Here is a 23,637-nt window from a genome sequence, read left to right as displayed (position 1 = left end):
CGCTGAAGGCACGCCGCGATGGGCTTTTTTCTCGCTCAGATCCTGACCGGGCTCGCCAATGCGGGCGCGCTCTTCATGGTGGCCTCGGGCCTGTCGCTCATTTTCGGCGTCACCCGGATCGTGAACTTCGCCCATGGCTCTTTCTACATGCTGGGCGCCTATATCGGCTACACGCTGATGCAGGTCCTGCCCGGCGCGGTCGGGTTCTGGGGGGCGATGCTGCTCGCGGGCGTGGCGGTGGGCGTGATCGGCGCCTTCGTCGAGATGGTGATCCTGCGCCGCGTCTATGCCGCACCCGAGCTGTTCCAGCTGGTCGCCACCTTCGGGGTGATCCTGATCGTGCAGGATCTGGCGCTGATGATCTGGGGCCCCGAGGACCTTCTGGGCCCGCGCGCCCCCGGCCTGCGCGGCGTGGTGCGGATCATGGGCGAGCCGGTGCCGAAATACGACCTCGTCCTGATCGGGGTCACGCCCCTGGTGGCGCTCGGGCTCTGGGCGCTCATCACCAAGACCCGCTTCGGCATCCTCGTGCGCGCGGCGACGCAGGACCGCGAGATGGTGGCCGCGCTCGGCGTGAACCAGCGCTGGCTTTTCACCGGGACCTTCGGCTTGGGCTGTGCGCTGGCAGGCCTCGGCGGCGCGCTGCAATTGCCGCAGGGCGGGGCGGATCTCTTGATGGATTTCACCATCCTGACCTCGGTCTTCGTGGTGGTGGTGATCGGCGGCATGGGCTCGCTGCCGGGGGCCTATCTGGCGGCGGTGCTGATTTCGGTGCTCGGTGTCTTCGGCGTGGCCTACCTGCCGCAATCGACGCTGGCGCTGACCTTCGTCGTCATGGTGGCGGTGCTCATGTGGCGGCCCTTCGGGCTTCTGGGCCGCGAGGAAGTCGCGGGCGAGGCCGGCCAGGTCGGCCCGCCCGAAGACCCGATCCGGCCCGCCGGCTGGTCCGTGCGCGCGGGCGTGGCGCTGGCGCTTCTCGCCCTGGGCGCGCTGCCCCTCTACGGCTCGGATTTCGCGCTGGTGTTGGCCACCGACATCCTGATCTTCTGCCTCTTCGCCGCCTCGCTGCACTTCCTTCTGGGGCAGGCGGGGCTGGTGAGTTTCGGCCATGCGGCCTTCTACGGCGGCGGCGCCTATGCGGCGGCGCTTCTGGTGCGCCATGCGGGCGCGCCGATGGAGCTGGCGCTGCTCCTCGCCCCTCTGATCGCGGGGCTCCTCGCGCTGGCCATCGGCTGGGTCTCGCTGCGGGCCACGGGGGTCTATTTCGCCATGCTGACGCTCGCCTTCGCGCAGCTGCTCTGGTCGCTCGTCTGGCAATGGGCGGAGTTTACCGGCGGCTCGGACGGCATGGTGGGCATCTGGCCCGCGGACTGGGCCGGGGGCAACGCCGCCTTCTTCTGGCTGGCCTTCGTGCTTTGCGTCGCGGGCATCCTGGTGCTGCGCCACGCGGCCCATGCGCCCTTGGGTTATGCGCTGCGGGCGGCCCGCGACAACCCGGCCCGCGCCGCGGCCTCCGGGCTCGCGGTGGCGCGGCTGCAATGGGTGGCCTTCGCCTTCGCGGGCGCGATGGCGGGCCTTGCGGGCGGGCTTTTCGTCTTCGCCAAGGGCTCGGTCTTTCCCAACGAGCTCGAGATCGCACGCAGCTTCGACGCGCTCATCGTCGTGTTCCTGGGCGGGGTGAAGACGCTTTCGGGGGGCTGGGTCGGCGGCGCGGTGTTCGAGGCGGGCACCGACTGGCTGACGCGCTTCGAATATTGGCGCCTGGCCCTCGGCCTCACGGTGCTTTTCATCGTCACCCTCGCACCGCAGGGCATCGTCGGGGCGGCACGGCGGCTCTGGCAAAGGGGGCGGTCATGACCGCGCTGCTGCAGGTCACGCATCTCGCGCGCCATTACGGCGCGTTGCGCGCGGTGGAAGATGTGAGCTTCGACCTCGCGCCGGGAGAAATCCGCGCGCTGATCGGTCCGAACGGCGCGGGCAAGTCCACGCTCTTCAAGATGCTGATGGGCGAGACCCGGCCCACCGCCGGCACCGTGAGTTTCGAAGGCCGCCGGATCACCGGCCTCCGCCCTGCCCAGATCTGCCGCCGCGGGGTCGGGCGCACCTTCCAGATCACCGGCACCTGGCCGTCCATGACCGTGCTGGAGAATGTCCAGACCGCCTGCCTCGCCGCACGGCGGCGGACCTTTTCGCTGATGGGCTATGCCCGGCGGCAGGAGGTCGCGCCCGCGCGCGCGCTTCTCGGGATCGTGGGCATGGCCGAGCAGGCCGAGCGCCCCGCCGCGGTGCTCGCCTACGGCGATCTCAAGCGGCTGGAACTGGCCATCGCGCTGGCCAATGACCCGAAGCTTCTGCTCATGGACGAGCCCACCGCGGGCATGGCCGCCACCGAGCGCGCGGATCTGATGAACACCGTCACCGGGATCGCCCGCGACCGGGGCATGACGATCCTCTTCACCGAACACGACATGGACGTGGTCTTCGCCCATGCCGAAAGCGTCATGGTCCTAGACCGCGGGCGGCTCATCGCTCATGACACGCCCGACGCGGTGCGCGCCGATCCGCGCGTGCAGGCGGTCTATCTCGGCACCGGGCTCGATGCGGCGGCGCTGGACGATGCTTGAGGCGGAGGGGCTCGACGTCTTCTACGGCAAGGCGCAGGTGCTTTCAGGCCTGTCGCTGCACGTCGCGCGGGGCGAGGTGGTGGCGCTCCTGGGCCGCAACGGCGCGGGCAAGACCACGACGCTGAAGGCGCTGATGCAGATGCTGCCGGTGGCGCGCGGCACGGTGCGGCTGTCGGGGACGGAGATCACCGGTGCGCCGCCCTACCGGGTGGCGCGCGCGGGCCTCGGCTACGTGCCCGAGGAGCGGCGCATCTTCACCCAGCTCACCGTGCGCGAGAACCTCGAAGTGGGCCGCCAGAAGCCGCGCGAGGGGGTGCCCGCCTGGACCGAAGAAGGCCTCTTCGCGCTGTTCCCGAACCTCGCCGAACGCGCCGATGCGCCGGGCCGCGCGCTGTCGGGCGGCGAGCAGCAGATGCTCTCCATCGCCCGCACGCTGATGGGCAACCCGGCCTGCCTCCTGCTCGACGAGCCCTCCGAGGGCATCGCGCCGGTGATCGTGGCCGAGATGGTCCGCGCGATCCGCCGGCTGAAGGGCGAAGGGCTGACCATCCTGCTCTCCGAACAGACCCTCCCCTTCGCCCGCGCCGTCGCGGACAGGGTCGCGGTGATCGACCACGGCCGCGTGGTCTTCGAGGGCACCTTCGACGCCCTCGACGCCGCACCGGGTATCCGCGCCGATCACCTCGCGGTCTGAGCGCTTGCACCGCGCCGCGCGGGCCCCGGCCTTCGGCAGGCGTATTTCAGAAAGAGGCAAGACAGCCGGATTTGCACCCGACGTCCCGGGCAGCGCCCGGCCCCGCCGCGGGATTGGCCCCGGTGGCGCGGTCTCTTGCACCACATGCCCATGACGCGCCCGGGCACCGGATGCGCCGAGCCCCCTGTCTTGCCTCTTGGAAAAATACGCAAACGCGCCGGTGCCACCGGGCGCGTCACGCGTTCCAGCGCACGGCGCCCGCCTCCCCGACATCGTAACCGCCGAGCCGGGCCGCGTGGTCGCGGAACTCCGCCCCGCGCAGGAAACCGAGCAGCGCCTGCAGGGGCGGCTCGAAGGCCGCGCGCCGGTCGAGCAGCAGGTCGTAGCGTTCCTCGGTCACCGGTACGAAGGCGAGGTTCTGCGCGGCGGCCACGGCGGCGAGCCCGAAGGTCACGTCGGCGCGGCCCTGCGCCACGGCGAAGACGGCGTCTTCCTCGCTCTGGGCGGTCTCGCCACGGGTGAGGTCCGCCTCCGCGATCCCCGCTTGCCGCAGCACATGGGCCAAGAGCCGTTCGCTGCCGGTATCCTCGGGCCGCGCGGCGATTCGCAGGCCGGGCAGGTCGGCCAGGCCCGCCACGCGCCCTCTGTCCTCTGGGCGCAGCACCAGACCGCGCTGGCGCCGGGCGAAGGCGATCAGCACCGCGTCCATGCCGCCCGCCTGCCGCATCACGTCGGGGATGTTCCACGCATCGCCGGGGTCTCGCCCGCCCCCGGTCCCCGAAATGTCGATCAGGTGCAGGCCGGCGGCGATTCCCTCGCCCGCGGCAAAGCGCTTGAGCCCGTCCATCGAGCCGTCGAAATAGCTCGCGAGACCCGCGCGGGACTGCCGGAGCGCCCAGCCCAGAAGCGGGTCGTGACTGCCCAGAACGACATCCGGCGCCGCCGCGCGCGCAGGGTCGGGCCCCGAGCGTGCCCCGGCGATCCAGGCATGGATTTCATCCTCGGGAAACAGCAGCTTGCCGGTCACTTTGGAGCACGGCACCGCCCCCGAAGCGGCCAGGTCATAGACCTTGCGCTCCTTGATCCGGAGCAGCGCGGCCAGTTCCTTGACGGTCAGAAAGGCGGGCATGGACACGGGCTCCGGGCGGGGGTGGCGGCGGTGGCTGAAGGGGGCGGATACGACGCGATGCGCGCAAGGCCGATGCGACGGGGCCGCGGCCGCAACGGGCGTCCGGGGCGGGCGTGGATTCCGGTCACGTCGCTCCCCCTTCCCGCGGGCGGGAAGGGGGCACTCATGACCTGTGCACTGGTTAAATGACAGGCAGCCCCGGCTCCGGACCGCTCACTCGGGCGCATTGGGAAAAAACACCTGCGTCCCGTCAATCGTGAACTCCGCAATGGCGGATTGTCCGTCCCGTCCGGTCAGCCAATCGATGAACGCCATTCCATCTTCCTCCTTAACATCGGGACAGCGGTCTGGCGAAACGAGAATGACGCCGTATTGATTAAATAACGCAGGGTCGTGTTCCACGAGAACCGCAACGTCGCCCTTGTTGCCGAAACTCAGCCATGTGGCCCGGTCGGTCAGGGTATAGGCGCCCATGCCCACGGCGGCATTCAGCGTGGCGCCCATGCCCGACCCGGTCTCGCGGTACCAATCGCCCGAGGCCGCGTCGGGATCGGCGCCGGTGCCCTCCCAGAGTGCGCGTTCCTTCTTGTGGGTGCCCGAATCGTCGCCGCGCGACGCAAAGAGCGCCTCTGCCTCCGCGATGCGGCTCAAAGCGGCGCCCGCATCGGTCAGCCCGGCCACGCCCGCAGGGTCGTCCGCCGGGCCCACGATGACGAAATCGTTGTACATCAGGTCCTGCCGCGACACGCCGTAACCTGCGGCGACGAAGGCCTCCTCGGCGGATTTGGCATGGACCAAGAGCACGTCCGCGTCGCAATTCTGCGCGTTGCGGATCGCCTGTCCGGTGCCCACCGCCACCACGTTCACCGCGATGCCGGTGGCCTCCGTGAAGCGCGGCAGGAGGTTATCGTAGAGCCCCGAATTCGCGGTCGAGGTCGTCGATTGCACGAGGATCGAGGGGGTGTCGGCGCTGGTCGCGCTCGCGCAGCAAAGCGCGAGGGCCAGGGTCAGGGCGCGGAAGGTCATCTTGGTCTCTGGGCTCGTCTGGTTGGGGTTCGGGGTTGGGCTCGGGGCCGGGGGGCCGGGGGGCCGTTCAGGGCACCAGCCGCCCCTCGAGGAAGTCGCGCGCCACAGGCGTCGCGGGGGCGGCGAGTATGCGCATCGCGGCGCCCGCCTCGGCGATGCGCCCGCGGCACATGACCATGGCGTGATCGGCGATGCGGCGGGCCTGCGCGATGTCGTGGGTGACCATCAGGATCGTCGTGCCGCGCGCCGCCACCCGGCGCAGCACCGCCTCGATCATCGCCGCCGAGGCCGGATCGAGGCTCGCGGTCGGTTCGTCCAGCAGCAGCAGCTCGGGATCGGTCGCCAGCGCCCGCGCCAGCGCCAACCGCTGCTGTTCGCCGCCGGACAACCGCCGGGCGGGCTGATCGGCGCGGTCCTGCAGGCCCATCTCGGCCAGCAGCGCATGGCTCCGGGCATGGTCGCGGCCCAGCACGAAGGCCATGTTCGCCGCGACCGAGCGGCGCAGCAGCACGGGTTTCTGGAAAACCAGCGCCTGCCGCGGCGCGGCGCCTTGCCCCCAGTCGATCCGGCCCGCATGGGGAATGAGACCGTGGATCGCGCGCAAAAGCAGGCTCTTGCCCGCTCCGTTCGGCCCGAGGATCGTGGTGATGCCCTGCCGCGGCACGGCCATCTCGACGCGGTCCAGAAGGACGCGGCCGCCGATCTCGACCGAAAGATCGCTCAGCGTGAGGCGCGGCGCTTCCCGCCGCCCGGTCTCGATGAAATCACGCATGGGCCAGCTGTCCTTCGCTGTTGCGCACCCCGTGCACCGCGGCGTTCACCACGAGCGCCAGCACCATCAGCACGAGGCCCAAAGCCAGCGCCAGCGCCAGATCGCCCTTCGAGGTCTCGAGCGCGATGGCCGTGGTCATCACCCGGGTCAGGTGGTCGATATTGCCGCCGACGACGATCACCGCGCCGACCTCGGCGATGGCGCGGCCGAACCCGGCCAGCCCCACCGTCATCAGCGCGAAACGCCCGTCCCAGAGCAGCGCCCGGATCGCCGCCACGCGCCCGAGGCCCAGCGAACGGAACTGTTCGTCATATTCGAGATGCAGCGCCTCGAGGACCTGCCGCGACAGCGCCGCGACGATGGGCGCGATCAGGATGGTCTGGGCGATGATCATCGCCGCCGGCGTGTAAAGCAGCCCGAACGTGCCAAGGGGCCCCGACCGGCTCAGCGCGAGATAGACCATCAGCCCCACGACCACCGGCGGCAGCCCCATCAGCGCGTTGATGCAGACGATGGCCGCGCCGCGCCCGGCGAATCGCTGTGTCGCCAAGAGCGCGCCCAGCGGCATGCCAATGAGGCAGGCCAGCGCCGTGGCGCTGAGGCTCACGCGGAGCGACAGAAGCACGATCTCCCAGAGGTCGCCATCGCCCGACAGAACGAGCGTGACGGCGATGCGGAGCGCCTCGGCCATGTCGTTCATGTCGTAATCCTGCAAAATTTCCCGCGGCCTGCAAAGTTTTCCCGATTGCCACAGGGATTGCAAGCCGCGATGTCGGGCGACTGCGGCGCGCGGCTGCGCTAGAGTTCCGCGCAGGGCCCGATGACGGCCCGAACCCGCCGCCCCCCTGCAGGAGAGCCCGCCATGGACAAAGCCGACGATCCGCGCCCCGGAGAGACCCGCCGCGACCCGCCCCGGATCGGCGAAGCGGTGGTGCATTTCATCGGCCGCTGCCGCACGCCCTACGCCACCCGCGCCGATTGTCCGCGGCAGGGTGCGCTCGACGGTCCGCTCTGCCGGCTGGAGATCGATCCCGACTGGGCCGATGCGCTCGACGGGATAGAGCGATTCGCCCGGCTCGACGTGCTCTACTGGCTGGACCGGTCGCGCCGCGATCTCGTGACCCAGAATCCCGGCAAGGACGGCGCACTGCGGGGCACGTTCTCGTTGCGCTCCCCGGTGCGGCCGAACCCGATCGGGCTGGCGCGCGTGGCGCTGGAACGGCGCGAGGGCGCGGTCCTCTTCGTGCGCGGGCTCGATTGCATCGACGGCACGCCGCTTGTGGACATCAAGCCCGAACGCTGCGCCTACACGCCGCTCGCTCCCGCAAAAGCGGCGGATCGCGCCGATGGCTGACGCTGCCGCATATGGCTGTTTACAGGGCATTTTGCCCGAAAAATCGGCGCGCGGGCGCCGGGGCGCGGCCCGCATGCCGGATCGCCTTGATCCCGCGGGGGGGCTTTTGCTTTGATGAAAGAGACCGGCGGCACCCCGTCCGGGGAACCGCCCGCGCCTTGAGCCAGATCAAGGAACGGGCCTCGCGGATTTGGCATCCGTCGGTCGTGGCGCCGGGTCGGACACGAGAATGGAGGACAGCCATTCCGGCACGAGATCGCCGAATTTGCGTTCGGGCGTCATGTCGCGTTGATCTTCGTGCGGTATCACGCGACACGGGTTAGGGGTTGCGGTTTCCGGACCGCCGCCGGTATTTCAACCGTTTTGCGTTAACCAAATGTTAGTGAAAGCGCTCTCGGCTTCGGATGATGCTCCGGGGCGAGTGCGGGGACAGATTTCGATGCGCCGGGTCGGCGCAATTCCGGGGTGGGAAGACCCCGTCAGGTCATCAGGGAGGAAAACATGACCTATATGACACCCATGGCAGCGACTCAGATGTGGTTCGCCTGGACCGGCGCGCTCTGGGCGCAGCAGATCAAGGTTGCGCAGATCATGACGCAGGCCGCGCAGCAGGGCGGCTACTCGATGATCGGCATCGAGCCGCTCAAGGCCGTGCCCGCCGATCCGCGGGCCGAGGCGGGCGCGCCGCGTCGCACGGTCTCGCCGCGGGTGATGGCCACGATCACCGAGGCGGGCCAGGCCCGGCGCGCCATGCGCAAGCCCTCCGCGCCGCCGCAGATGCCGCCGCGCCGGACCCACGCCACGCCGGTCTGAGCCGGGCCGGACGCCCGGACCGGGCCCTCGGGGCGGCGCGATGCTGCCGCCCGGGGCGCAGGCCCGCTGGGCAAAAACCGATGCCGTGTTACCCTTCTTTGAGGCGCGGTCCGCGATCCATGCGGGCCGCGCCTTGCCACAGGAGGATCCGGCATGTGTGATATCTGCGTAATGAACAAGGTGAAGGACAAGATGCTCTCGCGGCGTCAGTTCTTCTCGGCCAGCGCGGGCGCGGCGGCGGCGGCGGCGACGCTGGGCGCGGTCACCGCGGCGCCCCCGGCGCTCGCGGCGGGCCATGGCGGCGTGATCGACATGAGCCACAAGCTCAGCCCCGAATTCCCGACCTTCTTCGGGACGCCCGGCATCTCGATGGAGCAGCAGTTCACTTTTCCCGAACACGGCTTCTCGCTTTTCAACCTCTCGATCAACGAGCACACCGCGACCCATATCGACGCGCCGCTGCACTTCACCGCCGACGGCGCCTCGGTCGACGAGATCCCGGTGACCGACCTCGTGGTGCCGCTGGTGATGATCGACATCGCCGCCCGCGCCGCCGAGAACGCCGATGCGCAGGTCACGCCGGACGATCTGCAGGCCTGGATCGACACCCATGGCGACATCCCGAACCGCGCCTGCGTGGCGATGCATTCGGGCTGGGCCGGGAAATCGGGCTCGGCCGAGGCTTTCGTGCGCCGCGATGCGGACGGCGTGGCGCATTTCCCGGGCTTCCATGTCGAGGCCGCGCAGATGCTGCTGGAGACCGGCGCGGCGTCGATTGCCACCGACACCCTGTCGCTCGATCACGGGCCCTCGGCGGATTTCGCCACCCATTACGCCTGGCTGCCGATGGGCCGGTTCGGCATCGAGAACCTCGCCGGGCTCGAAAACGTGCCCGCCGCCGGCGCGACGCTGGTGATCGGGGCACCCAACCACGTGGGCGGCACCGGCGGGCCGGCGCGCATCTTCGCCATGGTCTGAGCCATGGCGACGGTCCCGCTTCTGACGGACGCGGAGGTCAGCGCCGAGGCGCTGGCCGTCTTCGCTGATATCCGCGCCACCCGCGGCACGGATCATATCAACAATTTCTGGCGCGCCCTCGCGCATGACCCGGCGACGCTGGCGGCGACCTGGGCGCGGCTGAAGGCGGTCATGGCGCCCGGCGCGCTCGACCCCCTGGTCAAGGAGATGCTCTATATCGCGGTCTCCACCGCCAATGGCTGCGCATATTGCATCCACTCCCACACCGCCGCGGCGCGCGCCAAGGGCATGAGCGCCGCGCAACACGGCGAGCTTCTAGCGGCGATCGGCATGGCGATGCAGACGAACGGGCTGGTCTCGGCGCTGCAGGTGCCCATCGACGCGGCCTTCGATGCCGGAGCGCCGGAGAATATTAGTTAATATTCTCCGGCAGAGCGCCCGTTCGAAAGTTGCGCAAGATCAGGGCGGTCGTCGTCCCGTGACGTCAGGCTGATAATATTAATTAATATTATCATAATGTTACCTTTCGCATGCGAAAGGTTTCAGCCGATCTTGCCGCGCGTGCCGCCGGTCTGGGCGCGGTCCAACAGCAGGTGATCGAGGATCACGCAGGCCATCATCGCCTCGCCCACCGGCACCGCGCGGATGCCCACGCAGGGATCGTGCCGCCCCTTGGTGACGACCTCGGTGGGCTGGCCCGACTTGGTGATCGAGGCGCGCGGCTTCAGGATCGACGAGGTGGGTTTGACGGCAAAGCGCACCACCACGTCCTGGCCCGTGGAAATACCGCCGAGGATGCCGCCCGCATGGTTCGAGGCATAGACCGGCTTGCCGTCATTGCCGAGGAAGATCTCGTCGGCATTGTCCTCGCCCGTCAGCGCGGCGGCCGCCATGCCCTCGCCGATCTCGACGCCCTTCACCGCGTTGATCGACATCATCGCCGCGGCGAGCTCGGTATCGAGCTTGCCGTAGACCGGCGCGCCCAGCCCCTCGGGCACGCCGCGCGCCACGACCTCGATCGCGGCCCCGCAGGAATTGCCCGACTTGCGCAGCCCGTCGAGATAGGCCGCCCAGTCCTCGGCGGCCTGCGCCGAAGGCACCCAGAACGGGTTCTTCTCGATCTCGTCCATGTCCCGCTCAGGGCCCAGCACATGCGGGCCCATCTGCACCATGTAGCCCCGGATCTCGAGGTCGGGCACCAGCGCGGCCAGCACCGCCCGCGCAAGACCGCCCGCCGCCACCCGCGCCGCGGTTTCCCGCGCCGAGGAGCGACCGCCGCCGCGCGGGTCGCGATGCCCGTATTTCTGCCAGTAGGAGATGTCGGCGTGACCGGGGCGGAAGGTCTCGGCGATCTCGCCGTAATCCTTCGAGCGCTGGTCGGTGTTCTCGATCATCAGCTGAACCGGCGTGCCGGTGGTGCGCCCCTCGTAGACACCGGAAAGGATGCGCACCTGGTCGGGCTCGCGCCGCTGGGTGGTGTACTTGTTCTGCCCGGGCTTGCGCCGGTCGAGCCAGTGCTGGATCGCTGCCTCGTCGATGGGCACGCCCGGCGGGCAGCCATCCACCGTGCAGCCGAGCGCGGGCCCGTGGCTTTCGCCCCAGGTGGTGACGCGGAAGAGATGTCCGAAGGTGTTGTAGCTCATGGTGCCTCGCCTCTTGCCCGCCCCTGTTAGGCCAGCGCGCCCACCGCCTCAAGAGGCAGGGACCGCGCGGGGACCGGGCGCGGGAGGCGCGACACCGGACCGACCGCCCGCTATCATGGGCGCAGCCGCCGAAAGGATCCCCATGTCCAACCCCGCCGAGAAACACGCCCGCTTCCAGGCGCTGCATCGCCGCGACGCTCCCTTCGTGATGCCCAACCCCTGGGATGCGGGCACTGCCCGGCTGCTGGATGCGATGGGGTTCGAGGCGCTGGCGACGACCAGCGCCGGGCTCGCCTTCGCCCTGGGGGTGCGCGACAGTTTCGCCGCGATCCCGCGCGAGACGCTGCTCCTCAATGCCGCCGCCATCGTCGCGGCGACCGATCTGCCGGTCAGCGCCGATCTCGAGGACGGGTTCGGCGCGGCGCCCGAGAACTGCGCCGAGACCATCCGCATGGCCGCGGGCACGGGCCTTGTCGGCGGCTCCATCGAGGATGCGACCGGCGATCCCGACGCGCCGATCTATCCCTTCGCCGCGGCGGTCGACCGGGTGCGCGCGGCTGCCGAAGCCGCCCGCGACCTGCCCTTCGTGCTGACCGCGCGGGCCGAAAACTACCTCTGGGGACGGCCCGACCTCGCCGACACGATCGCCCGCCTGCAGGCCTTTTCGGAGGCCGGGGCCGAGGTGCTCTACGCTCCGGGCCTGAAGAGCCTCGCGGAGATTCGCACGCTCTGCGCCGAGGTGGACAAGCCGGTGAACGTGGTGATGGGGCTCTCCACCGCGGATTTCACGGTGGACCAACTGGCCGAGGCGGGCGTCACCCGGATCAGCGTCGGCGGCTCCTTCGCGCGCGCCGCCCTCGCCGCGGTGGAGCGCGCGGCAGAGGAAGTGTTGCAGCAAGGCAGCTTCACCTATGCCAAGGCAGCGATCCCCGACCGGCTGATGGCGGCGATGATGTCCGGGGCGCGTCCGGAGGACCGCAGGGGCTGAGCCGCGCCGGGTCCCAATCCCCCCGGCGCCGACCGGCGCCCGTCGCCCGCCCCGGCGCGGATCCGTGCCCGTCGCCCGCTGCGCGAACCCGCACCCTTTGCACGCCGCGCGAACTCGCGCCCATCGCCCTCGTCGCGAACCCGCGCCCGTCGCCCACGCGGCGGACCCGCACCCGTCACACGCGACGCGCCCTTGCACGCCCCCTTCCGCTGCTCTACCTCTCAATGTACCTCGGGGTGCCCGACAGGGCTGAGATGCGCATGATGCGAACCCGTTGAACCTGAACCGGTTAACACCGGCGGAGGGAAGGTTTGCCGGGCATCGCGCCCCATGATCTGACCCATCCGCCGCAAATAGGAGGATGGGACATGAAAGCCCTCACCACATTTGCAGCGGGCACGCTTCTGGCGGGCACCGCGCTTGCGCAGGACAACGTCCTGACCGTCTATGCGGGCGATTACATCGTCTCCGAATGGGGTCCGGGCCCCAAGATCGAAGAGATTTTCGAGGCCCGCTGCGATTGCGATCTGCAGTTCAGCCCCGGCGACCTGATGCCGCGGCTGCGCCTCGAAGGCGGCCGCACCGAGGCCGATATCGTCTTCGGGCTCAACACCGACGTGACGAAAGAGGCGCGCGCGGCGGGCCTCTTCGCGCCGCACGGGCAGGACCTCTCGGCGTTGACGCTGCCGATCGACTGGCAGGACGATGTCTTCCTGCCGTTCAACTACGCCCATACGGCCTTCGTCTACGACACCGACCGGATCGCCGAGCCGCCCGCGAGCTTCGCGGCGCTGCTCGAGGCGGGCGACGATCTGTCCATCGTGATCCAGGACCCGCGCACCTCGATCTCGGGTTTGGCGCTGGCACTCTGGGTGCAGGCGGTCTACGGCGACGGCGCCGAGGAGGCCTGGGCCCAGCTCGCCGACAACGTGCTGACCGTCACCAAGGGCTGGTCGGAAAGCTACGGCCTCTTCACCGATGGCGAGGCCGACATGGTGCTGTCCTACACCACCTCGCCCGCCTATCACCTGATCGCCGAGGACGACCCCACCATCAAGGCCGCGATCTTCCCCGAGGGGCATTACTTCATGGTCGAGCTGGTGGGAAAGGTCGCGGGCACCGACAATCCCGAGCTGGCGGACCAGTTCATGGATTTCGTGCTGACCGAGGAGTTCCAGTCGATGATCGCCACCGGCAACTGGTCCTTCCCGGCGGCGTTGCCGCAGGCGCAATGGCCCGAGGGCTTCCGGCAGCTCGACCTGCCGGAGACCGCGCTTTTCTATTCCGAGGATGAGGCCGACGCGCTCAAGGATCAGGCGATCGAGGCATGGCGCGCGGGCCTGTCGCGATAATCGCGGCCTTGGCGGTGCTGGCGCTGACGCTGGTGCCGCTCGGGGCGGTGATGATCCGGGCGGGGGGCTTTGCCGGCTTCGCGCCCGGAGACATGGAGGCCGTCCGCTTCACCCTCTGGCAGGCGACGCTGTCGGCGCTCTTTTCGGTGCTGGCGGCAGTGCCGGTGGCGCGCGCTTTGGCGCGGCGCAACTTCCCGGGGCGCGGCCTTCTGGTGGCGCTTCTCGGGGCGCCCTTCATCCTGCCGGTGATCGTGGCGGTGCTGGGCCTGATCGCGACCTTCGGCACGAACGGCATCGTCAACCGCGCGCTGGCGGCGCTGGGCCTGCCGGAGACGACGATCTACGGGCTGCATGGCGTCGTGATCGCGCATGTCTTCTTCAACCTGCCGCTGGCCACGCGGCTGATCCTGCAGGGCTGGCTTGCGATGCCGGGCGAACGGCTGCGGCTGGCGGCCTCGCTCGGGCTGACGCCTTGGGCGATGTTCCGCACGCTGGAGCTGCCGATGCTGGCGCGCATCCTGCCAGGGGCCTTCGCGGTGATCTTCGTGATCTGCCTCTCGTCCTTCGCGGTGGCGCTGACGCTGGGCGGCGGGCCGCGAGCGACGACGGTGGAGCTCGCGATCTACCAGGCGATGCGCTTCGATTTCGATCTGGGCCGTGCTGCGGCGTTATCGGTGGTGCAGCTGGCCCTCGCCATGGTGGCGGGGCTCGTCGCGCTGCGGCTGTCGGGCGGCGCGGGCTTCGGCGCCGGGCTCGACCGCATCGTGCCGCGCTGGGACGGGCAGGGCGCCGTGGCGCGGAGCCTCGATGCCGGCGCCATCGCGGCGGTTGCGCTGTTCCTGCTGACGCCGCTGGTTCTGGTCACGCTGCGCGGGTTGCCGGGGCTGGTCATGCTGCCGCCGGGGATGCTGGAGGCCGCGTGGAATTCGCTTTGGGTGGCGCTCGTCTCCACCGCGCTCTGCCTCACCTGGGCGCTGCCGCTCGCCACCCGGCGGGGCGAGCTTCTGGGCCTTCTGGGCATCGCGCTGTCGCCGCTGGTGCTGGGCACCGGGCTCTTCTTGATCGTGCGGCCCTATGTCAATCCGTTCACGCTGGCGCTGCCGGTCACGGCGCTCGTCAACGCGCTGGTCAGCCTGCCCTTCGCGCTGCGCATCCTGCGCCCCGAGGCCGAGGCGATCCGCGCTGATCATGCCCGGCTGGCGCAATCGCTGGGGCTGACGCCCTGGGCCTGGACGCGCTGGGTGTTCCTGCCGCGCCTGCGCCGTCCGCTGGGCTTTGCGGCGGGGCTGACGGCGGCCTTGTCGATGGGCGATCTGGGGGTCATCGCGCTCTTTGCCGATCCCGAGCGGGCGACGCTGCCGCTTTATGTCTACCGGCTGATGGGCAGCTACCAGATGGCGGCGGCGCAGGGCGCGGCGCTGGTGCTGCTGGCCTCCAGCCTCGCGCTCTTCTGGGCGTTCGACCGGGGCGGGCGCGTCGATGCTTGAGCTTGCGGATCTCACCATCCGCGCGGGCGCCTTCACGCTGCGCGCCGACATGACGCTGCAACCCGGAGAGCGGGTCGCGGTGATCGGCCCGTCCGGCGCGGGCAAGTCGACGCTGCTCGACGTGATCGCGGGCTTTTACGCGCCAGAGGCGGGCGTCGTGCGCTGGCAGGGGCGCGACATCACCGGTCTCGCCCCGGGCGCGCGCCCGGTCTCGATCCTGTTCCAGGACCAGAACCTCTTTCCGCATCTGAGCCTCGCGCGCAATCTGGGTCTTGCCCTGCGCCCCGGGGGTGGACGGCTCGGCGAGGCGGACACAATGAATGTGGAGGAGGCGCTTGCCGAAGTGGGACTCGCGGGCTTCGGCGCGCGCAAGCCCGCGCAATTGTCGGGCGGGCAGGCCAGCCGCGCGGCGCTGGCCCGGGTGATGCTGCAGGACCGGCCGGTGCTGCTTCTCGACGAGCCCTTCGCGGCGCTGGGCCCCGCCCTCAAGACCGAGATGCTGGACCGCGTCGCCGCACTGGCCGAAGCCCGCGGCGCGCTCACGCTTCTGGTCAGCCACGATCCCGCCGATGCGCGCCGCTTTGCAGAGCGCACGGTGCTGGTGGCCGACGGCGTGGCCCATCCGCCGCGTGACACCAAGGCGCTTTTCGACGATCCGCCCGCAGCGCTCGCGGCCTATCTCGGCGCGTGAGCGCGGGGTCGCTGCCGGGTCATCCGCGCGTGACCTCAAAGGCACCCGGCCCCCGCCTCGGCTGCCACCGCGATTGACTTTGCGCCCCCCGCCGGACGACAAGAAGTCCAAAGGCCCGGGTCACACGGGTCAGCGACACCCGATGAGGCGACATGACCACAGCACCCAAGATCGACCCTTCCCTGCGCCACGAGCTGATCGAACGGCCGGACCTTCTGCTCGAGGATGCGGACCTGATGCGCGCCCTCGTGGCCGCCAACGAACGCGCCATGGGCGCCAATATCGTCGATCTGCGGGGCATCGCGATGGAGCGGCTCGAGGCGCGACTCGACCGGCTCGAGGAGACGCACCGCTCGGTGATCGCGGCGGCCTATGAAAACCTCGCCGGGACCAACCAGTTGCACCGCGCCATCCTGCGCATGCTCGACCCGACCGAGTTCGAGGCCTTCCTGCGCGATCTCGGCGGCGATGTCGCCGACATCCTGCGTGTCGATTGCGTGAAGCTCGTGCTCGAAAGCACCCAGGCGGATGCCGAGGCCGACGCGCTTTCGGGGCTGGGCGGCGTTCTGATCGTGGCCGAACCGGGCTTCATCGACGGCTATGTCGTCGAGGGCCGGACCACCGGGCCGCCGCGCCAGGTCACCCTGCGCCAGATCGACGAGGGCGACGCGCGGATCTACGAGGATCTGAGCGACTGGATCCGCTCCGAAGCCTGTCTGAAGCTCGATCTGGGCGAGGGCCGGCTGCCGGGGCTTTTGATCTTCGGCGCCGAGGACCCGCATCAATTCACCCCGCAGCACGGCACCGACCTTCTGGCCTTCTTCGCCGGCGTGTTCGAGCGCTCGATGCGGCGCTGGCTGCAATGAGCCTCGCGGTCTCGCCGCAGGCGCGCGATGCGCTGCAGGCCTGGCTGGAGACCGCGCGCGCCCTCAAGGGCCAGTCCGACAACACCGAGGCCGCCTATCGCGCGGACGTGCTGGGCTTCATCCTGTTCATGACCGGCTATCGCGGCGACGCGCAGGGCCTGGGCGCGCTTGCGCGCATCTCCACCACCGACATGCGCGCCTTCATGGCGCATCTCAGGGGGCAGGGGGCGAGCCCGCGTTCGATGGCGCGCAAGCTCTCGGCGGTGAAGTCCTTCTACCGGTTTCTCGCCGACCGGGAGGGGTTCGAGCCGACCGCCGTGCTGTCCGCCCGCGCACCCAAGTTCCAGAAGAAGCTGCCCCGCCCGCTGACCGAGGACGCCGCCCGGGCGATGATCGACAGCGTCGGCGATCAGGGCCGCGAGGACTGGATCGGGGCGCGCGACGCCGCGGTGGTGACGCTGCTTTACGGCTCGGGCCTGCGCATCTCGGAGGCGCTGGGCCTCACCGGCGCGGACCTGCCGCTGGGCGACAGCCTGCGCATCCGCGGCAAGGGCGGCAAGGAGCGGATCGTGCCGGTCCTGCGCGTCGCGCGCAACGCGGTCGAGACCTATCTGCGGCTTTGTCCCTACGAGATGACGCCGGGTGCGCCGGTCTTCCGCGGCCAGCGCGGCGGGCCGCTCAATCCGCGGCTCGTGCAGAAGGTGACGGCGGCGGCGCGGATGCAGCTCGGCCTGCCCGCGACGGCCACGCCGCACGCGATGCGGCATTCCTTCGCCACGCATCTGCTGCAGGCGGGCGGCGATCTGCGCGCGATACAGGAGCTTCTGGGCCATGCCTCGCTGTCCACGACGCAGGCCTATACCTCGGTCGATCAGGTGCACCTGATGAAGGTCTACGCCGCGGCCCATCCCAAGGCAGGCTGACGCCCATGCATCCCAACCCCGCCTTCCGGTCGGCCGATCACGCCAAGGACATCGCCTTTGCCCGCGCGCGCGGCTTCGGCACGCTGTGTGTTTCCGCCGAGCCGGTGCCGCTTCTGGCGCATGTGCCGTTTGCGCTGTCGGAGAACGGGCACCGCGCGATGCTGCATCTCGTGCGTTCGAACCCGATCGCGCGGCGCACCGACAGCGAAGCGCCTGCGCGGATCGCGGTCATGGGGCCCGACAGTTACATCTCGCCCGATTGGTACGGGGTCGATGACCAGGTCCCGACCTGGAACTACGTCGCGGTGCACCTGACTGGGCGGCTCATCCGGCAGCCGCAGGAGGACATGCGCGTCATGCTCGATCATCAATCGGGTATGGCCGAGGCGCATCTGGCCCCGAAGCCCGTCTGGCAGACCGACAAGATGACGCCCGAGGTGCTGGAACGGATGATGCGCCAGATCGTGCCCTTCCATTTCGAGGTGGAGCAGATCGACGCGACCTGGAAACTCGGTCAGAACAAGCCCGACGCGGTGCGGATGGCTGCGGCGGAGGCCGTGGAGGCGGATGGCGTCGGGCAGGAACTCGTGGCTCTGGCCGCATTGATGCGCGATCCGCCCGAACTGTGAGGGCTTGCGGGTCGCGGGCCGCGCTGTAGGCTCGCCGCCAAATCCCTCCGTGATCCCGGCGCGAAAGGCCCGTCTGCCATGATGAAACTCTACAAGCTCAGCCCGTCGCCCTACGTGCGCAAGGTGCATGTCACCCTGATCGAGACCGGCCTCATCGACCAGGTCGAGCTGATTTCGGGTGCCAATTCGCCGCTCGATCCCGACCCCGCGCTGACCGCGCTGAACCCGTTGGGGAAAATCCCGGCGCTGGTGCGCGATGATGGCGGCACGCTTTACGACAGCCGGGTGATCTGCCGGTATCTCGATCACGTGGCGGGGGCGGGGCTCTATCCCGAGACGCGGGTCTGGGACGTGCTGACGCTGGAGGCCACGGCGGACGGCATGCTCGATGCGGCGCTGGCGATGACATACGAGGCGCGGTTCCGCGAGGGCGAGAAGTTCTGGCCCGAATGGGTCGAGGCGCAATGGGTCAAGATCGCCCGCGCGCTCGCGGCACTCGAGGGGCGGTGGATGAGCCATCTCGCGGGGCCGCTCGATGCGGGGCAGATCGCGGTGGGCTGCGCGCTGGGCTATCTCGACCTGCGCCATGACGCGCGCGGCTGGCGCAACGGGCATCCGTCGCTGGCGCGCTGGTATGAAGGCTTCGCCGCGCGCCCGTCGATGCAGGAGACCGTGCCGAAAGGGTAGGGAAGTTACGTTCTGCGGACAGGAGCGCTTGAGAGCCTGACCTGACACAGGTCACTCGCTGGATGCGCCGGTCCGGCGGGTTGGCGCAGCAAGGCCTGTGCGGCGCGCTTTATCTCATCATGTCAGGGCGTTGCCCGGGCGGTGCGCTGACGTCACCAAAGCGCCAATCCGGTGGGGCCGGATCGGCGCTGGAGCGCGGCGGCTGCAAGCAGCCTTGATTCCGCGCTCAGGAGATTTGCGACATCGGTGGATCGTCCAATTGGCGCATAACGCAGCGCTACCGAACCGGGTTTCACCGGACGCTGGGCGGGGCCCACGGTCACACGCGTCACTCTTGCGCCCACGCCCGGCCTTGGATACCCGGTCAGGCGATATCCAGAACCCGAAAGGCCGCCCGATGCGGATGCGCGACACGTTTCTGAAACCCATGCACCCCGAGGGGCGCCGTTTCGTCGGCATCTTCGCCGCGGTCACGCTGGGCCTTTTCCTGCTGTGGGAGCCGTTGGGCTGGCTCGGCGTCGGCCTGACAATCTGGTGCTATTACTTCTTCCGCGATCCCGAGCGCGTCACGCCGGACCGTCCGGGCCTTGTCATTTCGCCCGCCGATGGCGTCGTGTCGCTGATCGAGGAGGTCACGCCGCCCGCCGAGCTGGGCCTTGCCGAGGACAAGCGCCTGCGGGTGTCGGTCTTCATGTCGGTCTTCAACTGCCACGTGAACCGCGCGCCGGTCGCGGGCCGGGTGAAAACGGTGGCCTACACGCCGGGCAAGTTCCTGAACGCCTCGCTCGACAAGGCCTCCGAGGACAATGAGCGCAACGGCCTCGTCATCACCATGGCAGACGGGCGCGAGCTGGGCGTGGTGCAGATCGCGGGCCTCGTGGCGCGGCGCATCCTGTGCTTCACCGAGGAAGGCGCTGAGATCGCGCGGGGCGAGCGTTTCGGCCTCATCCGCTTCGGATCGCGGCTCGATATCTACCTGCCGCCGGGCGTCGAGCTGGACGTGGCCATCGGCCAGACGATGATCGCGGGCGAGACGGTGCTGGCGCGTCTGGACGGAGCGGCCGAATGACCGACGGCCCGCGCGGAGACAAGCTGACGCTGGTGCAGCTCATTCCCAACATGCTGACGATCACGGCGATCGGGCTGGGAATGACCTCCATCCGGTTCGGCCTGTCGGAGCGCTGGGAACTCGCCGTGCTGATGATCCTGCTCGCGGCGGTGCTCGACGGGCTCGACGGGCGGATCGCGCGGGCGCTCGGATCGGACAGCAAGATGGGCGCGGAACTCGACAGCCTCGCCGATTTCCTGAATTTCGGCGTGGCGCCGGCGCTCCTGCTCTATCTCTGGGCGCTCGAGGATTTGCGCGGTCTGGGCTGGCTCGCGGTGCTGATCTACGCGATCTGCTGCGTCATGCGGCTGGCGCGGTTCAACGTCGCCCGCAAGGAGGAGATCCCGGGCGGCAAGGGCGGCGACAGCGCCTATTTCATCGGTGTGCCGTCGCCCGCGGGCGCGATGCTGGCGATGCTGCCGATGTTCGCCTCCTTCGCCTTCGCGCAGGGGCCGGTGCTGCACGACATCGCGCTGGCGATCTATGTCATCGCCATGGGGCTGTTGATGGTCAGCCGGGTGCCGACCTGGTCGTTCAAGACGACGCGCGTGCCGCGGCGCAACGTGAAGCTTTTTCTCGTGGCCTTCGCGCTCGCGGGGGCGGTGCTGCTGACCTATGCTTGGATCAGCCTCGTCGCGCTGTGCATTGCCTATGTGGCGGTGGTGCTGATCAAGCTCGCGGCCTTGCGCCGCCGGGGGCGGTCGGGCTGACCCAAGGGCATGTCCGGACAGGCGCCCGGCCTGTCGCGGCGGCCATGGAACCGGCCCGAGCGATTCTGTCGCCGCCCGGGGTGGCCTTCACCCGATCTTGAGCGCAAGTGCCGAGCCTGCCGCCGAATCCGGCCAATTCAGCCGCGACAGAAGCGCGCTTTTTCGATTCTAGACGTTTTGCCTTCTGGACGGTGCGGGGCAGGGCCGCTAGGTAGCTGTGCAGATTACCAAAGGGCCCTGTGCGGGCCATGACGTCTTGCCGGCCAGCCGGCGCCAGAACGGAGAAAACCTCGTGTCGAATGCAGAAGATCACGCAGGCACCCGGAGGGACTTCCTCTACTACGCCACCGCCGGTGCCGGCGCTGTCGCAACCGGAGCGGCTGTCTGGCCGCTCGTGAACCAGATGAACCCCTCGGCCGATGTGCGCGCCCTGTCGACCATCCGGGTCGATGTCGGCGCCGTGTCCGAAGGCTCGCAGATCACCGTGCAATGGCTCGGCAAGCCGGTGTTCATCCGCAACCGCAGCCAGTCCGAGATCGAGGATGCGCGGTCGGTCGACCTGTCCGACCTGCCCGATCCCGTCGCCCGGAACGAGAATATCCAGGGTGAGGCCGAGGCCACCGACGAGAACCGCACCCTCGACGAAGAGGGTCGCTGGCTCGTCATGATGGGTGTCTGCACCCATCTGGGCTGCGTCCCGCTGGGCAACGGCGCGGGCGATTACAACGGCTGGTTCTGCCCCTGCCACGGCTCGCACTACGATGCCGCAGGCCGCATCCGTCGCGGTCCTGCACCGACCAACCTGCCGGTTCCGCTGGCCGAGTTCGTCGACGAAACAACCATCCTGCTCGGTTAAGGGAGAATATCCATGGCTGGTATCCCACACGACCATTACGAACCGAAGACCGGGGGTGAGAAGTGGCTGCACAAGCGCCTGCCGATCCTCGGGCTCGCCTATGACACGTTGATGATCCCCACGCCCAAGAACCTCAACTGGATGTGGATCTGGGGCATCGTGCTGACTTTCACGCTGGTCCTGCAGATCATCACCGGCATCACCCTCGTGATGCATTACACGCCCGATGCAGACCTCGCCTTCGCCTCGATCGAGCATATCATGCGCGACGTGAACGGCGGCTGGGCGCTGCGCTACATCCACATGAACGGCGCCTCGCTGTTCTTCGTGGCGGTCTACGCGCATATCTTCCGGTCGCTCTATTACGGCTCCTACAAGGCGCCGCGCGAAGTGACATGGATCATCGGCATCCTGATCTACCTCTTGATGATGGGCACCGCCTTCATGGGCTACGTTCTGCCCTGGGGCCAGATGTCCTTCTGGGGCGCGACCGTGATCACCGGCCTCTTCGGTGCCATCCCCTTCGTCGGTGAGACCATCCAGACCTGGCTTCTGGGCGGACCCGCGGTGGGCAACTACACGCTGACGCGCTTCTTCTCGCTGCACTACCTGATGCCGTTCCTGATCCTCGGCCTCGTGATCGTGCATATCTGGGCCTTCCACACCACGGGCAACAACAACCCCACCGGTGTCGAAGTGCGCCGCACCTCGAAGGCCGAAGCCGAGAAGGACACCGTGCCCTTCTGGCCCTACTTCGTCATCAAGGACCTGTTCGCCCTGGCGGTGATCCTGGCCGTGTTCTTCGCGATCGTCGGCTTCATGCCCAACTACCTGGGCCACCCCGACAACTACATCGAGGCGAACCCGCTCGCGACGCCCGCGCATATCGTGCCGGAATGGTACTTCCTGCCCTTCTACGCCATCCTGCGCGCCTTCGACGGCGATGTCTGGGTCGTGATAGCGGCAAGCTGGCTGACCGGCGGCATCATCGACGCGAAGTTCTTCGGTGTGCTCGCGATGTTCGGTGCGATCGCCGTGATGGCGCTGGCGCCCTGGCTCGACACCTCGTCGGTCCGTTCGGGTCGCTATCGTCCGCAGTTCAAGTGGTGGTTCTGGCTGCTGGTCATCGACTTCTTCGTCCTGATGTGGGCGGGTGCGATGCCGGCGGAAGGCATCTACCCCTACATCGCGCTGCTCGGCTCGACCTACTGGTTCGCCTACTTCTTGGTGATCCTCCCGTTGCTCGGCGTCTTCGAGAAGCCGCTGCCGCGTCCCGACACGATCGAGTCCGACTTCGAGGCGCACAAGGCCGCATCCGGCGGCACCAAGACCGCGCCGTCCGTCGCTCCGGCCGAATGAAAAAGGATCGGAAACCCATGATGTTCAAGAAAACCCTTCTATCCGCCTTCGTGGCGCTGGGTCTCACTGCCGGCGGTGGCTACGCCGCCGGCACGTCGGGCGAAGTCATCGACTACGACTTCTCCTTCGAGGGCCCGTTCGGCACCTATGACCAGAACCAGCTGCAGCGCGGCCTTCAGGTCTACACGCAGGTCTGCTCTGCCTGCCACGGCATGCAATACGTCTCCTTCCGGTCCCTGGGCTGGGAAGACGGCCCGGGCTTCTCCGAGGACGAAGTGCGCGCCTATGCCGAGCAGAACTTCGAGGTCTATGACGAGGAAGAGGACGATTTCCGTCCCGCGACCCCGGTCGACAACTTCCCCGCCAACGACGCGGTCGGCGCGCCCGACCTGTCGCTGATGGCCAAGGCCCGCGCCGGTTTCCACGGCCCCTACGGCCTCGGGATCAACCAGTTCTTCAAGGGCATGGGCGGTCCGGAATACATCGCGTCGCTGCTGACCGGCTATACCGGTGAGACGATGGAGCAGGCGGGCACCGTGCTTTACGAAAACACCGCCTATCCGGGTGGCTACATCAACATGGCGCCGCCGCTTTACGGTGACGACGTGGCCTATGCCAACCCCGATATCGAGGTCACCGTCGAGCAGCAGGCCAAGGACGTGGCCGCGTTCCTGATGTGGACCGCCGAGCCGAAGCTGATGGCCCGCAAGCAGGCCGGTTTCGTCGGTGTGGTGTTCCTGACGATCCTGTCGGTGCTGCTTTACCTGACGAACAAGCGCATCTGGAAGCCGATCAAGGCGCGCGCCGAGGACTGATCCCCGGCACGAAGAATGCAGGAAAGGCCCCGCTTCGGCGGGGTCTTTTCGTTTCCGCAGGCGGGTGGGGCGGGCTGCCGGGATTTGCGTCTTGCGCGATCGGGCGGAAGGGCGCCAGAGGCCGCGCGGTCCC

General features: G+C 69.0%; 25 protein-coding genes and 1 riboswitch. Of the genes, 20 read left to right on the top strand and 5 right to left on the bottom strand.

The features are described 5' to 3' along the window. Positions 1 to 18 precede the first annotated feature (18 nt). The 3 genes from BW990_RS13945 to BW990_RS13935 are packed head-to-tail and all read left to right on the top strand — an operon-like array spanning position 19 to position 3,318. Positions 19 to 1,857, top strand: a complete 1,839-nt coding sequence (locus BW990_RS13945; protein ID WP_076448731.1) for an ABC transporter permease — start codon at positions 19 to 21, stop codon at positions 1,855 to 1,857. After that, positions 1,854 to 2,624, top strand: coding sequence for an ABC transporter ATP-binding protein (locus BW990_RS13940; protein ID WP_076448729.1), 771 nt, complete (start codon positions 1,854 to 1,856; stop codon positions 2,622 to 2,624). Before BW990_RS13945 ends, BW990_RS13940 begins: the two co-directional genes overlap by 4 nt. Next, the gene (locus tag BW990_RS13935) at positions 2,617 to 3,318 is read left to right on the top strand and encodes an ABC transporter ATP-binding protein (protein ID WP_076448763.1); all 702 of its coding nucleotides are present in this window, start codon (positions 2,617 to 2,619) and stop codon (positions 3,316 to 3,318) included. Before BW990_RS13940 ends, BW990_RS13935 begins: the two co-directional genes overlap by 8 nt. Before the next feature lie 235 nt (positions 3,319 to 3,553). Here BW990_RS13935 and BW990_RS13930 read toward each other — a convergent pair whose 3' ends face one another. From BW990_RS13930 to BW990_RS13915, 4 genes are all read right to left on the bottom strand, one after another. After that, positions 3,554 to 4,447 (bottom strand): helix-turn-helix transcriptional regulator, encoded by an 894-nt coding sequence (locus BW990_RS13930; RefSeq protein ID WP_076448727.1) that lies wholly within the window; start codon positions 4,445 to 4,447, stop codon positions 3,554 to 3,556. Positions 4,448 to 4,660: 213 nt separating this feature from the next. After that, the gene (locus BW990_RS13925; RefSeq protein WP_076448725.1) at positions 4,661 to 5,473 is read right to left on the bottom strand and encodes an ABC transporter substrate-binding protein; all 813 of its coding nucleotides are present in this window, start codon (positions 5,471 to 5,473) and stop codon (positions 4,661 to 4,663) included. A gap of 67 nt (positions 5,474 to 5,540) precedes the next feature. Further along, positions 5,541 to 6,245 carry an ATP-binding cassette domain-containing protein gene (locus BW990_RS13920; RefSeq protein WP_076448722.1) on the bottom strand — a complete coding sequence of 235 codons (705 nt, stop codon included), beginning with the start codon at positions 6,243 to 6,245 and terminating at the stop codon, positions 5,541 to 5,543. After that, complete coding sequence (locus BW990_RS13915) at positions 6,238 to 6,945, bottom strand: ABC transporter permease (protein WP_076448719.1); 708 nt, start codon at positions 6,943 to 6,945, stop codon at positions 6,238 to 6,240. The genes BW990_RS13920 and BW990_RS13915 overlap by 8 nt, the downstream gene beginning before the upstream one ends. Positions 6,946 to 7,107: 162 nt before the next feature. Between BW990_RS13915 and tsaA the strand changes: the two genes are divergently transcribed. From tsaA to BW990_RS13895, 4 genes are all read left to right on the top strand, one after another. Next, entirely contained in the window at positions 7,108 to 7,599 is a 492-nt protein-coding gene (gene tsaA, locus BW990_RS13910; RefSeq protein ID WP_076448716.1) for a tRNA (N6-threonylcarbamoyladenosine(37)-N6)-methyltransferase TrmO, read from the top strand. Between the two features lie 501 nt (positions 7,600 to 8,100). Next, the gene (locus tag BW990_RS13905) at positions 8,101 to 8,412 is read left to right on the top strand and encodes a hypothetical protein (RefSeq protein WP_076448714.1); all 312 of its coding nucleotides are present in this window, start codon (positions 8,101 to 8,103) and stop codon (positions 8,410 to 8,412) included. 153 nt (positions 8,413 to 8,565) lie between these two features. Then, a complete protein-coding gene (locus tag BW990_RS13900; protein WP_076448713.1) occupies positions 8,566 to 9,390 on the top strand; it encodes a cyclase family protein in 825 nt (274 codons plus the stop codon). Between the two features lie 3 nt (positions 9,391 to 9,393). Further along, a complete protein-coding gene (locus BW990_RS13895) occupies positions 9,394 to 9,810 on the top strand; it encodes a carboxymuconolactone decarboxylase family protein (RefSeq protein ID WP_076448711.1) in 417 nt (138 codons plus the stop codon). A gap of 122 nt (positions 9,811 to 9,932) precedes the next feature. Here BW990_RS13895 and aroC read toward each other — a convergent pair whose 3' ends face one another. Continuing rightward, positions 9,933 to 11,033 carry a chorismate synthase gene (gene aroC, locus BW990_RS13890; protein ID WP_076448709.1) on the bottom strand — a complete coding sequence of 367 codons (1,101 nt, stop codon included), beginning with the start codon at positions 11,031 to 11,033 and terminating at the stop codon, positions 9,933 to 9,935. Between the two features lie 142 nt (positions 11,034 to 11,175). On the opposite strand from aroC, the gene BW990_RS13885 reads away from it, so the two are divergent. From BW990_RS13885 to BW990_RS13825, 13 genes are all read left to right on the top strand, one after another. After that, a complete protein-coding gene (locus tag BW990_RS13885) occupies positions 11,176 to 12,021 on the top strand; it encodes an isocitrate lyase/PEP mutase family protein (RefSeq protein WP_076448706.1) in 846 nt (281 codons plus the stop codon). A gap of 222 nt (positions 12,022 to 12,243) precedes the next feature. Next, a riboswitch (TPP riboswitch) is annotated at positions 12,244 to 12,345 on the top strand. A gap of 44 nt (positions 12,346 to 12,389) precedes the next feature. Next, positions 12,390 to 13,373, top strand: coding sequence for a thiamine ABC transporter substrate-binding protein (locus tag BW990_RS13880; protein WP_076448704.1), 984 nt, complete (start codon positions 12,390 to 12,392; stop codon positions 13,371 to 13,373). Beyond that, positions 13,349 to 14,860, top strand: a complete 1,512-nt coding sequence (locus BW990_RS13875; RefSeq protein WP_076448702.1) for a thiamine/thiamine pyrophosphate ABC transporter permease ThiP — start codon at positions 13,349 to 13,351, stop codon at positions 14,858 to 14,860. Before BW990_RS13880 ends, BW990_RS13875 begins: the two co-directional genes overlap by 25 nt. Further along, positions 14,853 to 15,551 (top strand): thiamine ABC transporter ATP-binding protein, encoded by a 699-nt coding sequence (locus BW990_RS13870; RefSeq protein WP_076448700.1) that lies wholly within the window; start codon positions 14,853 to 14,855, stop codon positions 15,549 to 15,551. The genes BW990_RS13875 and BW990_RS13870 overlap by 8 nt, the downstream gene beginning before the upstream one ends. Positions 15,552 to 15,703: 152 nt before the next feature. Further along, positions 15,704 to 16,417 (top strand): DUF484 family protein, encoded by a 714-nt coding sequence (locus tag BW990_RS13865; RefSeq protein WP_076448698.1) that lies wholly within the window; start codon positions 15,704 to 15,706, stop codon positions 16,415 to 16,417. Next, a complete protein-coding gene (locus tag BW990_RS13860; protein WP_076448696.1) occupies positions 16,414 to 17,340 on the top strand; it encodes a tyrosine recombinase XerC in 927 nt (308 codons plus the stop codon). The genes BW990_RS13865 and BW990_RS13860 overlap by 4 nt, the downstream gene beginning before the upstream one ends. A 5-nt stretch (positions 17,341 to 17,345) precedes the next feature. Further along, complete coding sequence (locus BW990_RS13855; RefSeq protein ID WP_076448694.1) at positions 17,346 to 17,969, top strand: FMN-binding negative transcriptional regulator; 624 nt, start codon at positions 17,346 to 17,348, stop codon at positions 17,967 to 17,969. An 81-nt stretch (positions 17,970 to 18,050) separates the two neighbouring features. Further along, the gene (locus BW990_RS13850) at positions 18,051 to 18,656 is read left to right on the top strand and encodes a glutathione S-transferase (protein ID WP_076448761.1); all 606 of its coding nucleotides are present in this window, start codon (positions 18,051 to 18,053) and stop codon (positions 18,654 to 18,656) included. Positions 18,657 to 19,053: 397 nt separating this feature from the next. Continuing rightward, a complete protein-coding gene (locus BW990_RS13845) occupies positions 19,054 to 19,725 on the top strand; it encodes a phosphatidylserine decarboxylase (RefSeq protein ID WP_076448692.1) in 672 nt (223 codons plus the stop codon). Next, on the top strand, positions 19,722 to 20,474 hold the full coding sequence (pssA, locus tag BW990_RS13840) for a CDP-diacylglycerol--serine O-phosphatidyltransferase (protein WP_076448690.1): 753 nt from the start codon (positions 19,722 to 19,724) through the stop codon (positions 20,472 to 20,474). Before BW990_RS13845 ends, pssA begins: the two co-directional genes overlap by 4 nt. A gap of 292 nt (positions 20,475 to 20,766) precedes the next feature. Continuing rightward, on the top strand, positions 20,767 to 21,330 hold the full coding sequence (gene petA / locus BW990_RS13835) for a ubiquinol-cytochrome c reductase iron-sulfur subunit (RefSeq protein ID WP_076448689.1): 564 nt from the start codon (positions 20,767 to 20,769) through the stop codon (positions 21,328 to 21,330). Positions 21,331 to 21,342: 12 nt separating this feature from the next. Next, positions 21,343 to 22,689: a cytochrome b gene (locus BW990_RS13830; RefSeq protein ID WP_076448688.1), complete on the top strand. Its 1,347-nt coding sequence runs from the start codon at positions 21,343 to 21,345 to the stop codon at positions 22,687 to 22,689. A gap of 20 nt (positions 22,690 to 22,709) precedes the next feature. Continuing rightward, positions 22,710 to 23,504: a cytochrome c1 gene (locus BW990_RS13825; RefSeq protein WP_076448758.1), complete on the top strand. Its 795-nt coding sequence runs from the start codon at positions 22,710 to 22,712 to the stop codon at positions 23,502 to 23,504. Positions 23,505 to 23,637: the final 133 nt, after the last annotated feature.

The organism is Roseivivax lentus, assembly GCF_900156805.1.
In the GTDB taxonomy this organism is placed as follows: domain Bacteria; phylum Pseudomonadota; class Alphaproteobacteria; order Rhodobacterales; family Rhodobacteraceae; genus Roseivivax; species Roseivivax lentus.
Note: the sequence above shows the minus strand (reverse complement) of the source record. Positions and strands in the feature narration are given on the sequence as shown.